The 18,369-nt window shown below is 64.7% G+C and carries 15 protein-coding genes; 8 read left to right on the top strand and 7 right to left on the bottom strand.

The window, feature by feature from the left end; translation table 11 throughout:
- Positions 1-115 precede the first annotated feature (115 nt).
- From GEV06_09555 to GEV06_09575, 5 genes are all read right to left on the bottom strand, one after another.
- Entirely contained in the window at positions 116-3,577 is a 3,462-nt protein-coding gene (locus tag GEV06_09555) for an FtsX-like permease family protein (GenBank protein ID MPZ18142.1), read from the bottom strand.
- Positions 3,570-4,256: an ATP-binding cassette domain-containing protein gene (locus GEV06_09560; protein MPZ18143.1), complete on the bottom strand. Its 687-nt coding sequence runs from the start codon at positions 4,254-4,256 to the stop codon at positions 3,570-3,572. Before GEV06_09560 ends, GEV06_09555 begins: the two co-directional genes overlap by 8 nt.
- 68 nt (positions 4,257-4,324) lie before the next feature.
- Complete coding sequence (locus GEV06_09565) at positions 4,325-5,668, bottom strand: glycosyltransferase (protein ID MPZ18144.1); 1,344 nt, start codon at positions 5,666-5,668, stop codon at positions 4,325-4,327.
- Position 5,669: 1 nt separating this feature from the next.
- Complete coding sequence (locus GEV06_09570) at positions 5,670-7,127, bottom strand: aldehyde dehydrogenase family protein (GenBank protein ID MPZ18145.1); 1,458 nt, start codon at positions 7,125-7,127, stop codon at positions 5,670-5,672.
- A 119-nt stretch (positions 7,128-7,246) separates the two neighbouring features.
- Complete coding sequence (locus GEV06_09575; protein ID MPZ18146.1) at positions 7,247-8,335, bottom strand: hypothetical protein; 1,089 nt, start codon at positions 8,333-8,335, stop codon at positions 7,247-7,249.
- A 1,005-nt stretch (positions 8,336-9,340) separates the two neighbouring features.
- On the opposite strand from GEV06_09575, the gene GEV06_09580 reads away from it, so the two are divergent.
- From GEV06_09580 to GEV06_09615, 8 genes are all read left to right on the top strand, one after another.
- Positions 9,341-9,571, top strand: a complete 231-nt coding sequence (locus tag GEV06_09580) for a hypothetical protein (protein ID MPZ18147.1) — start codon at positions 9,341-9,343, stop codon at positions 9,569-9,571.
- 79 nt (positions 9,572-9,650) lie between these two features.
- The gene (locus GEV06_09585; GenBank protein MPZ18148.1) at positions 9,651-9,899 is read left to right on the top strand and encodes a hypothetical protein; all 249 of its coding nucleotides are present in this window, start codon (positions 9,651-9,653) and stop codon (positions 9,897-9,899) included.
- A 192-nt stretch (positions 9,900-10,091) separates the two neighbouring features.
- On the top strand, positions 10,092-10,595 hold the full coding sequence (locus GEV06_09590; protein ID MPZ18149.1) for a hypothetical protein: 504 nt from the start codon (positions 10,092-10,094) through the stop codon (positions 10,593-10,595).
- A 34-nt stretch (positions 10,596-10,629) separates the two neighbouring features.
- Entirely contained in the window at positions 10,630-11,373 is a 744-nt protein-coding gene (locus tag GEV06_09595) for a hypothetical protein (protein MPZ18150.1), read from the top strand.
- Between the two features lie 229 nt (positions 11,374-11,602).
- Entirely contained in the window at positions 11,603-11,848 is a 246-nt protein-coding gene (locus GEV06_09600; GenBank protein ID MPZ18151.1) for a hypothetical protein, read from the top strand.
- Positions 11,849-11,872: 24 nt separating this feature from the next.
- Positions 11,873-12,076, top strand: coding sequence for a hypothetical protein (locus GEV06_09605; GenBank protein MPZ18152.1), 204 nt, complete (start codon positions 11,873-11,875; stop codon positions 12,074-12,076).
- Between the two features lie 325 nt (positions 12,077-12,401).
- Positions 12,402-13,712, top strand: coding sequence for a hypothetical protein (locus GEV06_09610; GenBank protein ID MPZ18153.1), 1,311 nt, complete (start codon positions 12,402-12,404; stop codon positions 13,710-13,712).
- 50 nt (positions 13,713-13,762) lie between these two features.
- Positions 13,763-14,434: an FCD domain-containing protein gene (locus tag GEV06_09615; GenBank protein ID MPZ18154.1), complete on the top strand. Its 672-nt coding sequence runs from the start codon at positions 13,763-13,765 to the stop codon at positions 14,432-14,434.
- A 13-nt stretch (positions 14,435-14,447) separates the two neighbouring features.
- Here GEV06_09615 and GEV06_09620 read toward each other — a convergent pair whose 3' ends face one another.
- Positions 14,448-15,929, bottom strand: a complete 1,482-nt coding sequence (locus GEV06_09620; GenBank protein ID MPZ18155.1) for a DUF1501 domain-containing protein — start codon at positions 15,927-15,929, stop codon at positions 14,448-14,450.
- A gap of 18 nt (positions 15,930-15,947) precedes the next feature.
- Complete coding sequence (locus tag GEV06_09625; protein ID MPZ18156.1) at positions 15,948-18,347, bottom strand: DUF1553 domain-containing protein; 2,400 nt, start codon at positions 18,345-18,347, stop codon at positions 15,948-15,950.
- Between the last annotated feature and the right edge of the window lie 22 nt (positions 18,348-18,369).

Below are 18,369 nucleotides of genomic sequence, written 5' to 3' on the forward strand. Positions count from 1 at the left end.
AAGGCCGGCGCTACGGCTGTCTCCATCGCGCACGCAGGCAGGCCTGAAGGCCTGCGCTACGGCGGTCTTCATCGCGAACACAGGCAGGTCTGAAGCTGCCGGTGTTTCGTTACGTTCACTCGGAGCGCAGCGCCGCCAGAAGCGGTGCGCGGGCGGAGACCCTCGCCGCCGCAACGGAGGACAGCAGCCCGGCGGCAATGACCGCTAGCACCAACGCTGTGAGCGAGAGCAGTGGCAGGCGCCCGCCGCGCTCGAGCGCGACTGGCGCGACCGCCACGAGCGCGGCCGCAACACCCGCCCCAAGTCCAACGCCGAGCAGCATCGCATTCTCGGCGACAATCATCGTGGTGAGATCGCGCCGACGGTATCCGATCGCGCGCAAGAGCGCAAGCTCACGTCGCCGCTCGAGCACATTGCGCACGGCGACGGCTGCCAGACCAATCGTCCCAAGCAACAGTCCCAGTGCACCCAGCGCCTGGAACGTCGAGAGATACGTGTTCTCCACACGGTGGAACGCAGCGAGCCGCTCCGTCGTCGAGGAGACGTCGAAGCCAAAATCGTCGAGCCGGCCTTCGAGAAAGCTGGTCACCGCCGCCGCGCCCGCCGACGAGCCGGCAGGTGTCGACTCGACGTCGATCAGAAAGAAGCGATAGCCTTCCTCGTCGGGAAAGAGCTCGAGAAATCGCCGTTCGTCGATGATCAGCTCTCCTTGCAATGCGCTGTCCGCGAGCGCGGCAACAATGCGTAGACGGATGGGGTTTGTCCCTTCATCGATGACCAGCTCGTCACCGACGCTGGCGTGCAACACGTATTGAAGCGACGTGGCGTCCGCAATCGCCGGCACTGCCCCCCCGGCATCACGCCGACGGAGCAACACCCAAGGGTTGCGCCGTTCTTCATCGGTCGACGCCGTCGTGGCACCGAAGGCGAACCGGCCGCTGTCGATGAACGCGGCAGGCGCACCGACCACACGCGGGCGTTGAGGGCGATACAAATTGACACAACTTGCATCGTCTCCAGAGCGCAGGCGCAAACGCGTCAGAGAAAACGAGGCATGAGGATCGGAGCTCGAATCCGGTATCAGGTTCAGGGCGTCGCGCCCTTCGGGGGCTTCCGGATCGTGAAAGAGCGGCAGCAGCGACTCGGCAATCAGCGCATACCCGCCGGTACCAGAGCGTTTGTCGGCGGCGTCTGCAGTGCCCTCACGCCGGAATGCCTCCACGGAGACGATGAGGAACACTGCTGAGGCAATCAACGCGGCGGAGAGCACACTCCGGCCACGCCGCCATCCTGCGTACCCGATGCCCAACCGAGGCACGGAATAGGGAGCGAAAACGGGGACTGTCCCCGTTTTCGGCCCGATGCGTTCGTCAACGGCCCACGCGGTTTCGCTCCCTTTTCCGCGGGCGAGGTAGGCGCTGAAGGCGGACAGCGCCGCCGCGAGCAGGAGTGTTCCCGCACCGAAGAAGCCAGCGGTCTCGCCAATCAAACCGGCCGCCGAAGCGGCGGCTAGTGCCACCGCCCCAACACCAAGGGCACCCGCGGCGAGTCGGAGGCGACCTGAAGAGCGAGGCGATCGTCCGCCGAACGCGGACGCGACATCCCCCGTAAGCAGCGCACGCGGCGCTGTTCGTCGCAGTGAGCGGAGCGTCCACCAAATAACCGCCACACCAATCAGCAGTCCGCCGAGAGCGCCGGCACCCAGCGTCAAGAGAGAGGGATGGAGCTCGAGAAGCGTCGTGCCGACAGCGCCCACCCACCAGGTGCGCAGGCCGAACATGATGAGCCAGGCGTAGGCGAGCGCACCGAACATGCCGAGGACACCACCCGCGAGCGCGAGGCCGACCGACTCCAGAAGAAAGAGCCGACGGACGGCAGCGGATGAATAGCCGACGGCTCGGAGCACCCCAACCTGCTGGATCCGTTGCTCGATCCCGAGGCGAAAGAACAGCGCCGCGAGCAGCAACGCGGCCACGACAAGGAAGAAGCTGAAATAGGTGAAGTACTCGCCGAAGTCGGTCGCACCGACGGACGCGCGCAGCGCCTGCTCCCGAACAGGAAGCACGACGAGCCCAGAGGCGAGCGGATCGAGCTTCGCGCGCAGCGCTCGTTGGAACTGCTCGCGTGCCGCTTGCACGTTCGCTCCCGCCGCTAGCTGCACGCGCACCGCGGTGAGCTGCCCGTACCGAGATCCCCAGAGCTGCTGGCCGGCTTCGAGCGGGACGAACGCCTTTGGCGTTGTCCGGTAGCGCTCCCAGTACTCCTCGTCTGCCGGCCGAATCTTCCCGAGATCCACGGGGAACGGGGGCTCCCACTCCGCCACGCTCGTGGCGTCGCTGATTCCTTCATAGTTGGGGGCGAAGTCACGATCCGCCGCCGTGATCGGCACCACGGCGGCCACGCGGAAGTCTGCGGCACGGGTATCGAGCCGTCCCGAGCCCTCCCACACGTAGTACTCGAGCGCGACGCGCTCCCCTCCACTGACGCCGAGTGCCCGCGCAGCCCACGTGTTCACGACGATGTCTGGAACAGCGCCTGTCGCGACGTCGCTCGAAAGCAGGGGCGGCCTCCGCAGCCGGCTCTCGCTCGCTTCAGCTGCCCGAAAAATATCCCTTTCGTCGAGCGCGGTCACGAGCGAGTACGGTACTTCGCGATCGCCGTAGCGAATGGCGTTGGCGACGTACGTCAACAGGGGTGATGCATGGTGGCCGCTCGCGGAGGCGCTCTCGGTTGCCGCCCGGGCAACACGCTCGGCGAGAAGGCCAGATCGACTCTCCAGTGACAGAGCGGTGCCGCTCGCAACCGGCCGCACGACGAGCCCGAGATCTTCCAGCGTCGCATGTTGGCGAACGGGACGCGCGCAGTCCGCCGAGCTCTCGCTCGGCTCGGGGCAGTTGATCAAGATCGCATTCACACGTCCCTGTTGCTCGAGGTCCCGCTGCAGACGTTCCAGCGGAAGGAACACCGCTCGCACATCATCCTGCTGCGGCTTCAGGCTGAACTCGCCGAGCTGTGCGCGCTCCAGTATCCCAGCAGCGCGCATTCTCATCGTCCGACCGACCTCGTCTCGGCGGCCGTGCAGGAACTCTCCAGGAATGGCTGACGGCTTCCGCGTGCGGATGAGCAGCGGATCATCTTGCACCAGGGCCAGCTCGCGCGCGAGGCCTGGGCTCACCCACGCATCCGAGGCGTCGAGGGCGGGCGCCTCGACCCCGTGGAAACGCCAGAATCGCCGGTCGACACCAAAGACCTCCACGCGAGAGGAACGCTGCTCACTCCGCTCGTCGCTAACGAGCCCATCTACAACCACCACGGGCACCGCAACCGCGCCCTGTGGATCGACGTCGGTCGCCAACTGCTCCCGAAAGAAGCGCTCGGAGGTGACCAGGAGATCTGTTTGGCCAAGTCGCCCCACGGACAGCTCGCGCAGGCTCTCCCGCACCGACTCGCCGACCAGCAACGCGCCAGATAGCACGGCAACCGCACACGCCATCCCGAGCACGACCGCTGCGTTGGTCTGCCGGTAGTAGACGAAGGCGCGCCGTGCGAGGGTGCTGAACGTCATCGCCTCACCCATGCTCGCGGCGCACCAAACGCCGCTCGACCAGGTCGAATCGCACGGGAACACGCTCGGCGACGGCCGTGCTGTGCGTCACGAGAATGAGGATGACCTGCTCGCGCTGGTGCAGCTCCACGAGCAACGAGACCACCGCCTCTGCCGCCGCACGATCCAGATTACCCGTGGGCTCGTCGCACAACACGACGCGCGGACGGCGAATCAGCGCGCGCGCAAGGGCGGCACGTTGTCGCTCCCCACCCGACAGCTCGGCTGGCCGATGCTCGATTCGGTCGATCAACCCCACCTGCTCGAGCAACGACAGCGCACGCGCGCGGTCTGCCACCGCGTCACGACCGCGGTCGACGAGTGTCGGCGCCAGAACGTTCTCGAGCACCGAGCAATGCGGGAGCAAGAGATGGTCCTGAAACACGAACCCGATCTTCTGGTTACGAAACCGTGCAAGGGCGGGCTCTGGAAGCCCGTAGGGATCTTCCCCGTCGAGGGTCACCTGTCCAGAAGAGGGTGACTCGAGCGCACCAAGGATGTACAGCAGCGTGCTCTTACCGCTGCCCGACGGCCCCATGATTGCCGCGGCCTCTCCCGGAGCAAGCGTCAACGAAACTCCCGAGAGCACCTCGAGGTCACCACGCGGCGTGGGATAGCTCTTGCTGACGTCAGCAGCCTGCAGTCCAGACATACCTCATTTGTAGCGGATTCTGCATTGGTCCCGCCGAGCATGCCCGACCTAAAGGTCGGGCCTACACCTCACTCCAGGGACGATGCCATGTAGGCCCGACCTTCAGGTCGGGCGTCTGATCTACGGCCGATGACGGCGGTGTACGCCTCGAGCGCACGATCTGCCATCCGCGCCGTACTGTAGTGATCGCGCACACCGGCGTAACCTGCCGCGCCCAGACGCTCAGCTAGAGAGGGATCGCCCAGGACGCGGCGAAGCCCCTCGGCGAGCGCGTCCACGTCTTCCGGATCGACCAAGAGACCGCCGCCGGTCTTCTCGATGATCTCCGACAACGCTCCCCTGCGCGGTTGCACGACCGGCACACCGCTCGCCATGGCTTCGAGCACGGAGAATGCCTTCGGCTCATCGTAGGTCGCCGGCATGGAGAAGACATCGAGACTCTGCAAGAACTCGACCTTCCCCGCGCGATCCAGCTCCCCGAGATACCGGAACTCCGCGGCGAGTCCTGCTTCCCGCATCTGGCGCTCGATGCCGGCCAGATAACCGCGTTGCTCCGGGCCAAGGTAGCCAGCCGCCTCGAGGCGCATTGTCGGCAGGCCGTGGGAGCGCGCACGTAGCCGCTGATATGCCTCGCAGAGGACGTGCAAGCCCTTTTCCGGCGCGATGCGGGCCAGGAAGCCGATGCGGACCAGGTCGCGGCCGCGCGCGCCACGCCGCTGAAAGTCGTCGGCGTTGATACCGAGCGGCACGATGTGCATCTTCTCCGCCGGGATGGCGAGAAGCCGCGCCATGTGCGGCGCGTAGAGCTCGCTGACGGCGAAGAACGCGTCGACCGTGTCCACCTGCTGCCTGATCAGATCGAGCGCCTGGGCCCGATGCGGCTCGCGCAAGCCGTCGAGGAAGAGATCCTCTCCCTGCAACGTGATGCCAACGGGCCGCCTCGTCGCGCGGGCAATCGGCCCTGCGAGCGCAATCAGCAACGAGTTCGGCAAGATGGTCAAGTCCGGCTGCACCTGATCGCGCAACCAGTCGAGGAGCTTGGCGATCTGTTTCCGGTGGGGACCATGCTCGCCTCGGAGCATCGACACGGTCATTTCACCCAGCGTCGCGGGGTCAGTGCTCACCGCCCTCCGCGTCGCGGCACGGATCACCCCTGGAGCATCCCAGAGCCGGTCCAGCACCTTCGGTGTGTATCGAAACAGCGGAATCTTCTCTTCGAGATAGACGCTGATGCCGCCGAGCAACACCTCATGGCGGCTGACGTTCCGCTCATCGGTCCGCGTGGGGGTGTACACCGACACGAGGACCACGTCGTGGCCGCGCGCGAGGAGCTCGGCCGCCAGGGCGTTGTCGCGCAGGCAGCTCCCGCAATACATCGCGCCCGCGCCCGCGGTGATTGCGAGAATCTGCACGTCAGGCGGCGCTCCCGATCGTGGACGCGGCCTGCTGAAACGCGCGACGCGCGTACAGATGCTCGAAGAGGTTGCCCTCGTGCGGCTGGTCCCAGGCGATCCGGTTGGTGGGGATGGCCCCCAGGTTCAAGCGATCGACGAGCGGCGACGCGATGAGGCGTGAGGTCAGGGCTTGGTCCGATGTCAGGGCGGTGGCCACCAGCGTGGGTCCCATGGCCTCCGGCAAGGACGCCATCTCGTCGGGCGAGAGCTCCACCACACTCGCGAAGGGGAAGAGAAACTCTCGATTCGCTAGCGGGTGTGCGGGGCTGTCGCAATAGACAATCGTCGGCAGCATGTACGTGCATCCATCCTGCTCAACGCAGCGTGGCCCCTGACGGCGGCCAGCCGTGACGTCGATGGCACCTGGCTCGCGTAATCCCGCTTCGATCTGTTGGTCGACCCATTTGGCCACGCGGGGATCGGTGAACGGCGCGATCAGAGCCGCCGGATCCTCCGCCGGGCGCGGCTCGATCGCCGCAAGGCGAGCGGCGAGCGTCTCGGCGACCTCGCGGCCCCGCGCGGGAACCCACACGCCGGAGGCGTTCACGCACGAGCGGCCGCCGTTGTCGGCGATGGACGACACGAGCAGATCGAGGTGGTCCGTCCAGCGATCGATCTGGTCCGGCCCGATGAGCGCCTTCGAGTACCCAGGACCGTGCAGCTCCACACGCGGGTCTCCGCTGAAGATGCCCACAGAGGCGGCATCACCAAAAAACATGGAACGGCCCGTTTGGCGAACGATCTCGCCAGCGCCGGCGTGATCCGACGGGTAGTAGCTGAAGGCCTCTGGCGGGCAGCCCGACGCGATGAAGGCCTGCGCGAGCCGGAACGGCGTCCATACCTCGGCACTGCCAGGCTTCAAGACGAGCGGCACCTTCAGCGGCACCGCCGGAGTCCACAAGGCGTGCACGCCAGGTGAATTACTCGGCAGAACGACCCCAAGCGCCTGCGTGCGGGCCACGAAGCTCAAGACCGCTCCCGCTGTTTCGCCGACGCCGACATCGAGGACACGCAGGTCGAGCCGACGTGTCAGGCCATCGATGACGCGCGGCATCTCGGTGAGCACGTCGGCTATCCGGCCCATGTTTCGCTGTGCCAGCGCATACGGCAGCCCGGTGGTCGCCGACACCTGCTCGACGTAGTCCTGCGGCGCTTGACGGTCGTCGCCAAGCGGCAGCGTCCCATGGAGGAACCGATCGGCTGCTTCCCGGCAGATCCCAAGGAGACGCTCGACCGAGAGCGCGGCGAGCCGCTGCCGGGCGGCCGCTTGTCCTGCCGGCAACAGGTCGCGGCGGATGAGCCCCACGTTCGCCTGGCTCACGGCCACAAACGGCTGTGCCGTGCGATGGTGCGGCACGAGAACTTCGTCCAAGCTCTTGTACGGAGTGCCGTGTCTCAATAAGGGAATGTGCAGCATCGATCAGCTCGCTTCGCTCGCTTTCTTCTAGGGATAAAGGGGTCAAGGAGCCAAGGGGCCAAGGGATAAAACCTCGACCCCTAGATCCCTAGATCCCTAGATCCCTAGATCCCTTCCCACTAGTAAACCCCCTCAACCACTGACCCCTCAAAACGCGAGAAGGGCCGCACGTTGCGCACGCCATCCCAGGGATAGGGCTCGCATGGCGGCTCGCGCTCCGCCTCGTCACGCTCCAGCAATCGTGGCATGAAGAATTCCTTGGTGAGCGTGGAGAGGCGCACGCGCCCAGTCTCGCCGTATGCGACGAGCCGATCGGGCTGGTCCGGCTCGACCACCTCGAGCATCGCTCGGGGCGCGGGGGGATAGTAAATCACCGCGTAGTTGTCTTCCGGCACGAAGGGCTTGTGCACGGCGAGCCCCATCATGGTGTTGCCATAGGTGGGCGCAAAGTAGACGCCGTCGAGGAGCTCCTCGACGGCAAAGCGATGGAACTGTGGCGTCATCTCCGTCCCGCCGCAGAAGACGCCAACGATGCCCATCTTGCGGAGCGACACCTTCTCACACAACGCTTCGAGCAGCTTGGGCGTCGTGAAGAGGCACCGGATGGTGTCATGCGCGCGGAGCAGGGTGAGCGCCTGATCGATGACGTGCTGTTTGTAGCGCTCCGCCTCTTCGAAGGCGCGTCTCTTGATCAGCTTGATGACCCAGCGTGGGTCGAGGTCCACCATGAAGCAGATGCCACCTCGATGTTGGGCCAGATGCTCGACCGCGAGCCGCAGACGACGTGGCCCGGTTGGGCCGATGGCGAGCCAATCGCTGCCCGGAGGAAAGCCGCTGTCGGGCAAGGTGTCGCTGAACTGCTCGTAGTCGATGCGGAAATCTTCGATGTTGATCCGCGATTTCGGGACGCCTGTGCTGCCGCCGGTCTCGAAGAGCGACACGGGTCGTCCGACGTAGGCGTGCGGCACCCAGCGGCGCACCGGTCCGCCGCGCAGCCAGTCATCCTGAAAGGCACCGAACTTCGACAAATCCTCGTAGGAGCGGATCTCAACGCGCGGATCCCAATCGAGGCGCGCCGCGTACTCCAGCCAAAACGGTGTTCCCGTGGCCGGATCGAAGTGCCATTGCACGATCTCGCGCGTCCAGCGATCGAGCGCCTCGCGCTGAGCGGTGACAGCGTCCGTGGAAACAGGCATCGGAGAAGGCATCTTACCATTCGTAAAACCGCATACAGGCAAGGCGATCGTCCGATCGCCCCTACGCTCGTATACGACGGCCACTGCAGGTCGCATAACCAGGCAAGCGGCTCTGCCTCCCGTCATGTCCGGTGACGGAGATGGTATACGAGCAATAACATACTCGGCAGTAGCATGTATAAGATCGTTTAACACGGCGGATCCGTCATCAATAGTGATCTCTGGAATAGTATGTCAGTGCCCAACGATGGCGGGTCGATGCGGCTGGAAATGCTAGTGCGAATGATCTCTATTATATGTCTGTATAATATGAGCTTATTGATATCGCTACCGTGTGCGCTTGCGCATCACTTCTCGCGTAGATTGAGACAGCCCTGAGCCGCATCTTCTCGAATTTACGCGCGCATCCGGCGCACTAGGGGGAATGACCCTATTGACACTATACTCCGCCTGGGTTACCTTACGCGCTGCTCATGCAGTGACGTGGTGTCGGATCCCCAAAACGCGCCAGATTTCGTCACGCCGGTGACTCGAGCAACTCCCCAGGCTCGGCGCTGGTGGCCACCCGCACGGCAGAGATGCCGAACCTGAAGGATGGCGGGTGCATGAGCTCCAGGTAGCCCGCAGCAAAAGGAGGTATGAACCCATGGGACTCGACGTCGTTCTTGCTCTCGTCTTTGGCCTATTGGAGCCCGTCCTGGGAATCGTCTCGGGTCTGCTCGGCGGCGCGCTCGGCGGCACGCTCCCGATCTAAACGCCTGGGATCGACCGATCCAAGGCCCGGCTCACTTGGGTGAGCCACCCAATGCTGTCCAGGTCCCGCGTCGTGCCGAGCGCGGCGCGAAGGATACCAGCGTTGGCTTCTCCACGGGCGTCGCAGTACGGGACGAGGTCGTGCGTTCTGTTCTGCGTTCGCCTACACCGGGTCGCAGGCGCTGGACATGTCGAGGCGTGGTGTCTCGATCGTGCGATCCAGCGAGGTGTGACTCGCGCCGGTAGCTCAACAGGAGGATGACAATGACCAAAACGCTGTTGCTTCGTTTGGTAATGCTGGTCATGTTGGTCGGCGCGGTGTACACGGTGCCCGCGTACGCCCAATCGCGCGAACTGTGCTTCCAGGGTTGTATCCAGAAGTATCAGGTCGCTCTTTCGTTCTGTGCCCTGGGCAACTCCACCGGTCTCATGGGGATAGTCTGCTCGTGGCAGGCCTACAACCAGGAGATTCTGTGTGACGCATTCTGCTGGTAAGCCAAAGCACATGGGTCGTGATGGATCACGAGAGGCTCATGATGAGCCTGTTATCACCGGTTAAACCCGGGGGTGGACAATGATCAAAGCGAGAATCAATGGGCTAGTGTTTCGGATGCTCGTGTTGGCTGGGTTGATGGGCGCGTTCTTTGCCGCTCCGGTGTTCGCCCAACAGCCAATTTGCCGTGCGCAGTGTCTCGAGGCGATGGTCATCGAGGCGCAGTACTGCTTGCTCACGAATCCCGGCGGCATCGGCTCGCTGGTGTGCGGATTCGGAGCTGCCGTACTCTCGACGCTGTGCGGCGTTCTGTGCATCATCACCGGGTAATCGCGTACCGGTGAGAGCTGTGGGCATCGCTCAGGGCCCGACGAAGGGTTCTTTGTCAGCGCTCTGAGCGATGCCTCGTTTGCGGATGCCTCGCCGAGGTGTCGGGATCCTCCGCGTCTCGTAGGCCGCGTTCGCCGAACGCTCCTTGCTCGTGTTAGACTTACACACCTCAACAACTCCCAGGACGGACATATGGGTGGTTTCGCGAAGAAGATCGAGGTGGTGGCCAATGTCGCCATCGTCGTCGTGGCACTGTTCTTGGGCCTGATTCTGCTGCAGATGTTCGTGCTCAGTCCGCGAGGCGGCGGACCGAGCGAGATCGAGGCGGGCACCAAAGTCTCGGTGGAACAGGTCGACTGGCAGAAGAGCAAGAAGACGCTCGTGCTCGCGCTCGCCGTCGGGTGTCGGTTCTGTTCAGAGAGCGCGCCCTTCTATCAGCAGCTCATCAAGGAAACACGCGCTCGGACCGACGTCCAGCTGATCGCCGTGCTCCCTCAAGAGGTCAGCGAAGGGCGCAAATATCTCGACTCCCTCAACGTGCCGCTCAAGGAGGTGAGGCAGCAGCCACTGGGCTCCCTCAACGTCGTTGGCACTCCCACCTTGATCCTGGTCAACGACAAGGGCGAGGTCACCGACTCCTGGATCGGCAAGTTGCCGGCCGATCAGGAAGCCGAAATCTTGGCACAGCTCCGTTGAAGCGCCCAGGCGCTCGTCTTCGCAGGAACGGGTCATGAGATTGTCCGTTGATCTGAGGGGGAGAGCCACCGCGCTCTTCTTGACGACAGGCCTGCTGTGGTGGTCCGCCTGCAGCCAGGAGCCGCGCGAGAACCGCGCGGAAACGGTCCGATCTGCGGCGAGAGCCGCGCAGGCGGCATCGGCTGGCGTCAGCGCAACCAGTGAGGCCGAGGCGCGCGCCGCGGCCGCCGAGCCGACCCACAAGGCGCTCGTCCGCGCGTTCGACAAGCTGCAGACGGCCTACCCTTACCGGTTCACGGACAGATCGACTGTCACCACGAACATTGGGCTCAGTATTCAGCCGATGGTGCGCATCTCCGAGCACGCCGCACCGGATCGGGCGCGGGTGGCGTGGAAGCGCGGCGAGTTCTCGGGCGAGATCATTGCGGTTGGGAACAAGACGTACATGCAGGCCAACGGCCGATGGCAGGCCGGTAAGCGCACCTCCGCACCAAAGCCCTCCGCCGACCTCACACAGATGCTTTCCGGCGGGATCACCGACGTCGAGCTGACGGGCACCGAGACGCTGGCGGGCGCCCCCTCGTCCACTTACACATTCCGATTTCGGTGGAAGGCGCTCGGCTTGATCTTCGACGGTACGGGCAAGGCCTGGGTTCGGACGGAAGACGGCCTCCCCCAACGCGCCGAGATGGAGACGCGCACCGGCCTCTTCGACATGAAGTCACAGGTCGCCTACGAATACGACGTGCCGATTGAGATCGAGCCTCCAGCGCTCTGAGCCGGGCGCGTGCGCCGAACGCGCCGCGACGGACACCTCGACCAGTCACTCGCCACTCACTTTTCGCCCCCCGGGCTCCCTTTCGGTCTGAGCCGCAATGATGTACACTTCCAAGAGCTGCGGATTCAGCCCGCACGCTCCGCCTCACATCGGGGTCGATTGAGCCAGCCTCGGCGTCACGGGCTAGGCCCTGCCGGTCGGAGATCCGCTTTCCGCACAAAGGAGTTCTATGCGACTGTATGCCAAGGGCGACCGCGTCACGCAGGCCAACTATGGGCCCGGTACCGTCACCGACGCCAATGTGCGCCACACCGTCATTGACTTCGATCAGCACGGCCTCCGCACCTTCGTGACAAGTCTCGTCGTGCTCGAGCCAACCGACGAGCCGGCGCCGCCACCTCGGAGCAAGGCAGCCAAGCGCAAGCGGGCCACGCCCAAGAGTACCGGGCAGCCGTTGGCCGGAGCACGTGACTAGCCTGCCCCCGAGGAGGACACCTGGATGGCTCGGTCGAGACCCACTCAGCTCAAACGTGAACGAGAACGCGCGCGGATGGACCGACAACGGCAGAAAGCCGCGCGGCGACAGGCCACGAAGGTGCGCCGGTCAGAGGCGCCTGCCCGCGAGGGAGACGAAGATCCGGACATTGCGGGCATTCGTCCCGGCCCGCAACCGCTGCCCTGGGCCGATGAAGAGATGGAGTGACCTCGACACGTAACCGTGGTCGAGCAGCTCACCTACCGAACATCGGCCACCGGAGCCCCGCCTGGAAGTCGGGACCATCGTAGGTAGGGCGCGTTCGCCGAACGCGCCGTCCAACACCTCGGCAAGTGTCTCGACCACGGTAGGCGTATTCGCCAACGCGCCGCCAAATGACGACCTTCTCGTATCGCCCCCGTTTCGTATATCATATGCACATCCTGCAGTCGTAATTGTGCGTATCCGAATACACGACCTGTCGTCGTCGCTTTGGCGCCTGGCAGACGAGGGTATTCACGGGTAACTGAGCCCGAGTAGCTGTGGAGGGCCTGTGCATCTGACTCCTGAGCAGCAAGCTGTTGGCCGTCGCAATTTTCTCAAGGCAATTGCCGGCGTCCCGGCCCTGGCCGGTCTCGGAACCGCCGCAGCCCTCAAAGGACCGGTCCCGGGCGGCCCCGTACGCGTGGGCTTCATCGGCCTGGGCGGCGAGGGACGGGTGCTTCTGGGCCAAACCGATCAGGCGTTTGGCGATGTGCGCGCGATCTGCGATATCAACCCTGCCCAGCTCGCGGCGGCTGATGAGGTCCTGGCCAAGACGAACCGGCCGCGTGCCCGCCATTACATCGAATGGCGCGACATGCTCGAGCACGAAGGGCTCGAAGCCGTTGTCATAGCCACCCCTTTGTGGACACACGCCGACATCGCTGTCGGCGCGCTGGAAGCGGGAAAGCATGTCCTCTGCGAGAAGATGATGGCCTGGGATGTCGCCGGCTGTGAGCGCATGCAGGCGGCTGCGGCTCGGCAACGGCGCGTGCTCGAGGTTGGATATCAGCGCTATTACAACTCCATTTACCAAGCGGCTTACGAGGGGATCGTCCGTGCGGGTGTGCTCGGCGACGTGTATCACGCAAGAACGGCGTGGCACCGCAACGGCAACTGGCGGCGGAAAGGCGAGCCTCCGTCAGCCGACTACGATCCCTCGAAGTGGGGGTACCCGACCTTCGAGCACTTACTCAATTGGCGCCTCTACAAGCGCTACTCGAGGGGGCTGCTCGCCGAGCTCGGCAGTCATCAAGTGGCGGTCGTGAACTGGTTCTTCGACGCGGCGCCCGAAACGGTCTTTGCGTCAGGCGGCGTGTACCGCTTCCGCGATGGCCGCGAAGTCGCCGATCACATTTACGCGACGTTCGAGTATCCGGACGGCCGAACGGCCGTCTTTTCCAGCATCGAGTCCAACGCATTCGACCACTACTACGAGACCTTCTTCGGCACCAGGGGCACGTTGATCCTGCGCGGCGAGGCAGAAGCCTATCTGTTCGACGAGGCGGGAGGTCGCGAGGCCACGGGTATCGAGGTCACACAAAAGGGAACCGGCCCGGTGCTGGAGGCTTCTGAGAGTCGTCGGGCTGATGCCGCCGCCGGGAGACCGTCGCAACGCGGCGGCTCCTCTCAGCAGGTCGATCGGCTGGCAGCGTACCGTGCCGAGATCTCCGGGTTCTGCGCAGCGATCCGGGTCCAAAAGCCGCTGGCCTGCGGGCCGCAGCGAGCGCTCCGCTCTGCCGCGTCCTGCCTCGCCGCAGATGCAGCGGCCGAACAAGGCAGACCTGTACGCGTCGCGGGAAAGACAGCGTCGAACACGTAGCGCCAGACGTTCGCACGCAGTACGCTGACGCGGACCCTCTGATCCTATCTATGCCGCTGGCGCTTCCCAAGGACACGAGGCATCGCACCAAGCAGGAGTTCGTGTACCTGACGCTGCGCGACGCCATCATGACGTGTGAGCTGCGACCTGGCGAGCGGCTCGTGATCGATGACCTCGCCCGCCGTCTCAAGGTCAGCACCATCCCGATTCGCGAAGCGCTCCACATGCTGCAGTCGGAGGGACTCGTCGTGAACGTCCCGCACGTCGGGACCACGGTCGCGCCCGTGTCGCGTGAGTCCATCCAAGACGTCTTCACGGTGCTCGAGGGACTCGAGACGGTCGCGACAAAGCTCGTGGCCGAGCGGGCCACCGCCGAGGATCTCGAGTCGTTGGCTGCGCTCGTCGATCGAATGGACGAAGCGGTGGTGGCAGGACACTACGAGCAGTGGGCCGACTTGAACACACGGTTTCACCAGACCATCAGCGCCATCCCAAAGCTCGCGCTGCTCCAAGAGATGAGCGAGCGTGTGCTGGCGCGCTGGGGGCGGGTCCGCCGTTTCTATTTCCAGGGTGTGCTCGTGCATCGCGTGGCACAGGCGCAGCAGGAGCATCGGGCGATCCTGGCCGCCCTGCGGGCCCGCAACGTCGCCGCGGTTCAAGACTTCGTCCGCCAGCACAATCAGGCGGCACTCGAAGCGTATCTGGGGTATCTCAAAGAGTAGCGGCGGCAGTGCCCTACGCAAGGATGGGTCGGACCACCTTCCCTTCTACGTCCGTCAACCGGAACGGCCGGCCGAGATAATCGTAGGTCAGCTTCGTGTGATCGAACCCGAGGCGATCGAGCATGGTCGCCTGGAGGTCGTGGACGTGCACGGGATCTCGTACGACTGTGTACCCGAGCTCGTCGGTCTCGCCATAGCTGATTCCCGGCTTGATGCCGCCGCCCGCCAGAAAGATCGTGAACGCTTCGGGATGGTGATCGCGGCCGACGAACTTGTTGATCACGCCGCCACGATTCTCCTGCATCGGCGTCCGGCCGAACTCCCCTCCCCACACGACGAGGGTGTCCTGCAGCAAGCCGCGCTGTTTGAGGTCGGCGATGAGCGCACCAACCGCTTTGTTCATCACGCGGCACTGCCGCACGAAGCCGCTGTTGAGCGCCTCAGCCTCGGAGGCGCCGTGTGAATCCCAGCCCCAGTCGAAGAGCTGCACGAAGCGCACGCCGCGCTCGACGAGGCGTCTGGCGAGCAGACAATTGTTCGCCAACGACTCGGCACCGGGCTCACTTCCGTACATCTCGTGGATGTAAGCCGGCTCCTTCGTGATGTCCATCACATCTGGCACGCTGATCTGCATGCGGAACGCCAGCTCGTACTGTGCGATACGTGCCAGCGTCTCAGGGTCGCCCACCTCTGCGAGCTGCTTGCGGTTCAGGGCGTTCAGCACGTCGAGCGCCTTTCGCCGCTCCTCGCGCGACAGCCCGTCTGGGTTCTTCACGTAGAGAATTGGATCGCCATCGCTGCGGCACTGCACCCCCTGATACACAGAGGGAAGGAAGCCGCTCCCCCACACGCTCTTGCCGGCATCCGGGGCGTGTCCACCCGACACGAGGACGATGAACCCCGGCAGGTTCTGGTTCTCGGAGCCGAGACCGTACACGACCCACGATCCGAAGCTCGGACGCCCGAGACGCGGCGCGCCCGTGTGCACGAAGAGCTGCGCCGGCGCGTGGTTGATCTCGCCGGTGTACATCGACTTGATGAAGCACACATCGTCGACCACGCTCGCGAAGTCCGGTAGCAGCTCGGAGACCCACGCGCCGCTCTGGCCATACTGCTTCATCTCGTACTGCGGCCCGAGCATTGTCGGCACACCGCGAATGAAGGCGAATTTCCGTCCCGCGAGCAATGAGTCCGGACAGCGCTGGCCATCGAGCTCTCTGAGCTTGGGCTTGTGATCGAACATCTCCAGCTGCGAGGGCGCACCAGCCATGTGCAGGTAGATGATGCGCTTCGCCTTGCCGGCAAACTGCGGTGGCCGTGGCGAGAGAGGATTGGTGAGATCGATGTCGGCGGGCCCGGAGGCACCCCACGCCTGTTCACCAAGGCCCGCCAAATAGATCCCGCCAAGGCCGAGGCCGCAGCGGCGCAGGAAGTGCCGCCGCGTCGTCAGCCGCGCCTCTTCGAGCCGTGCCTCTGTCAGAAGATCGAGTCGCATGGTACTTCTCCGCGCCGCCTATTTCGTGAGCGCCTCGTCGAGGTTCAGCATCACGCTCGCCGTGGCCACGTATGCGGCGAGCTCGGCGTCGCCGTTGGCCAACGCATCGGCCTGCTCCGGCTGCGCTGTGTATCGCGCTTTGGCCCCGTTGAAATAGTCGACGAGCAGGGCAAGCTCGTCCGGCTTCGGCTCGCGCGCCGTCAACCGCTTGAACGCGCGTGCCAAGTGTCTCGACGAATCGGCGTCCCACGAGCGCATCTCCTCCGCAAGCGCGATCGCGCACTCGAGATATACCGGATCGTTCAATGTCACGAGCGCCTGCAACGGAGTATTGGTCGTCTCCCGCTGGCTCACGCAGTACTCACGCGACGGCGCGTCGAACGCCATGAACGAGGGATACGGCGCAGATCGCTTCCAAAACGTGTACAACCCACGCCGATACTGGTCCTCACCGGGCGACGTCTCCCAGGTGAGATCGTTGTACGGCGATCGCCAGACACCTTCCGGCTGCGGCGGCATGACCGCCGGTCCGAACATCTTCGCGCTGAGCAAGCCTGATGCCGCGAGTGCCTGATCCCTGACCATCTCCGCGCTCAGGCGATCGCGCGGTCCTCGCGCCAACAGCTGATTCTGCGGATCGCGATCCGCCACGTCCTGGCGCGGTCTGTTGTCTTGTCGATAGGTCGCCGACGTCACCATCAACCGCAGCAGGCGCTTCACGTCCCATTTCAGGTCGTCGCGAAAGTGCACCGCGAGCCAATCGAGCAGCTCCGGATGGCTCGGCGTCTCGCTCTGGGAGCCAAGATCAGCAACGGTCTGGACGAGACCGGTATCGAAAATCTGATCCCACAAGCGATTGACGATGACCCGTGCGGTGAGCGGGTTATCGGGGCCGACGAGCCATCGAGCCAGCCCTAACCGGTTCGCCGGGGCGCCGCGCGGGAGCGCTGGCAGTGAGACAGGGACGCCAGGGGTGACGAGCGCGCCTGGCGCTGTCCAATTGCCGCGCTCGAAGATGTGCGTCTCACGACGCGCCGAGGCCGGCAGCTCTTCCATCACCGGCAGCGCCGCCTTGCTCAGCGGCTCGAGCTGCTTCTCCAGGCGCTTCAGTTGCGTGCCCAAGCGATCGTACTCGCGCTTTGGAGCGCCCGTGAGCATGCGCGGCGGGTCGGTCGGATGCTCCGGCTCGACCATCGCCTCACGCTGCAAGGTCAGCTCACGGATGCGGTGCTCGAGCGGCCTGCCGGTGGCGCGATCGCTCTCGGTCTCGTAGATGCCGAGGGTCGGCAGCTCGTCTTCGCGATCGTCGTCTGCCGTATTGTTGAAGAACGCCATCGAGCGATAGAAGTCCTCCTGTCGGATCGCATCGTACGGGTGGTTATGACACTGGGCACATCCCATCGTCATACCCTGCCAGACTTCGTAGGTCGTGTTGACGCGATCGAGCACCGCCGCAATACGGAACTCCTCGTCATCGGTCCCACCTTCGTCATTGGTCATCGTCATGCGGTGGAAGGCGGTCGCCAGTCGATTGTCGTCCGTCGCATCGGGCAGCAGGTCGCCCGCGAGCTGCTCGATCGTGAAGCGATCGAACGGCATGTTGTCATTGAACGCACGCACCACCCAATCGCGGTAGGGCCATGCGTCGTGCGGCATGTCCTTTTCGTACCCCTTGGTATCGGCGTACCGTGCGAGATCCAACCACCACAGCGCCCATCGCTCGCCGAACCGCGGCGAGGCGAGAAGACGATCCACGTGGCGCTCATAGGCACCCGGCGATTTGTCCGCGACGAAGGCGGCGAGCTCGGATTCGGTCGGCGGCAAGCCGGTGAGGTCGAGGCTGACGCGACGCAACAGCTTGCGTCGCGCTTCCTCGGACGCAGGGCGGACTTCTTCCTGTTCGAGGCGCGCGAGCACAAAGCGATCGATCGGGGTCTTCGGCCACGCCGCCTCTTCGAGCGCGGGCAGCGCAGGACGGTCGGGCGCCACGAAGGCCCAGTGGGGCTCGAAGGTCGCACCTTCCGCGATCCATTTCCGCAGCAGGTCGATTTGCTCCGGCGCGAGCGCTGGATGATCGAGCGGCATCCGCTCGGAGGGATCGGTCGCCTCGACCCGCTTCACGAGGAGACTCTCATCAGGATCGCCTGGGACGATCGGAGGCTTGCCAGACTTGGTGGGCTTCAGTGCCTCCTCCGGAAAGAGCAGGCTGAACTCTGCGGCCTTCTTGACGCCGCCGTGGCAGGTCGTGCAGTTCTGGTTGAGGATGGGCTTGATGTCTCGACTGAAGTCGACCTCCTGGCGGGGCCGCAACAAATCGGTGCCGAACCAGAGGCCGCCGCCGAGCGCAACGGCTGTCGCGCTCAGCACGCCAACCCGAAGGCTCCGGCCTGCAAACGAAAGGCTCCGCGCTCCCAGCATTGATCAAGCGATCGATAGTAGC

The sequence above is a fragment of the Luteitalea sp. genome (genome assembly GCA_009377605.1).
In the GTDB taxonomy this organism is placed as follows: Bacteria; Acidobacteriota; Vicinamibacteria; order Vicinamibacterales; family Vicinamibacteraceae; genus WHTT01.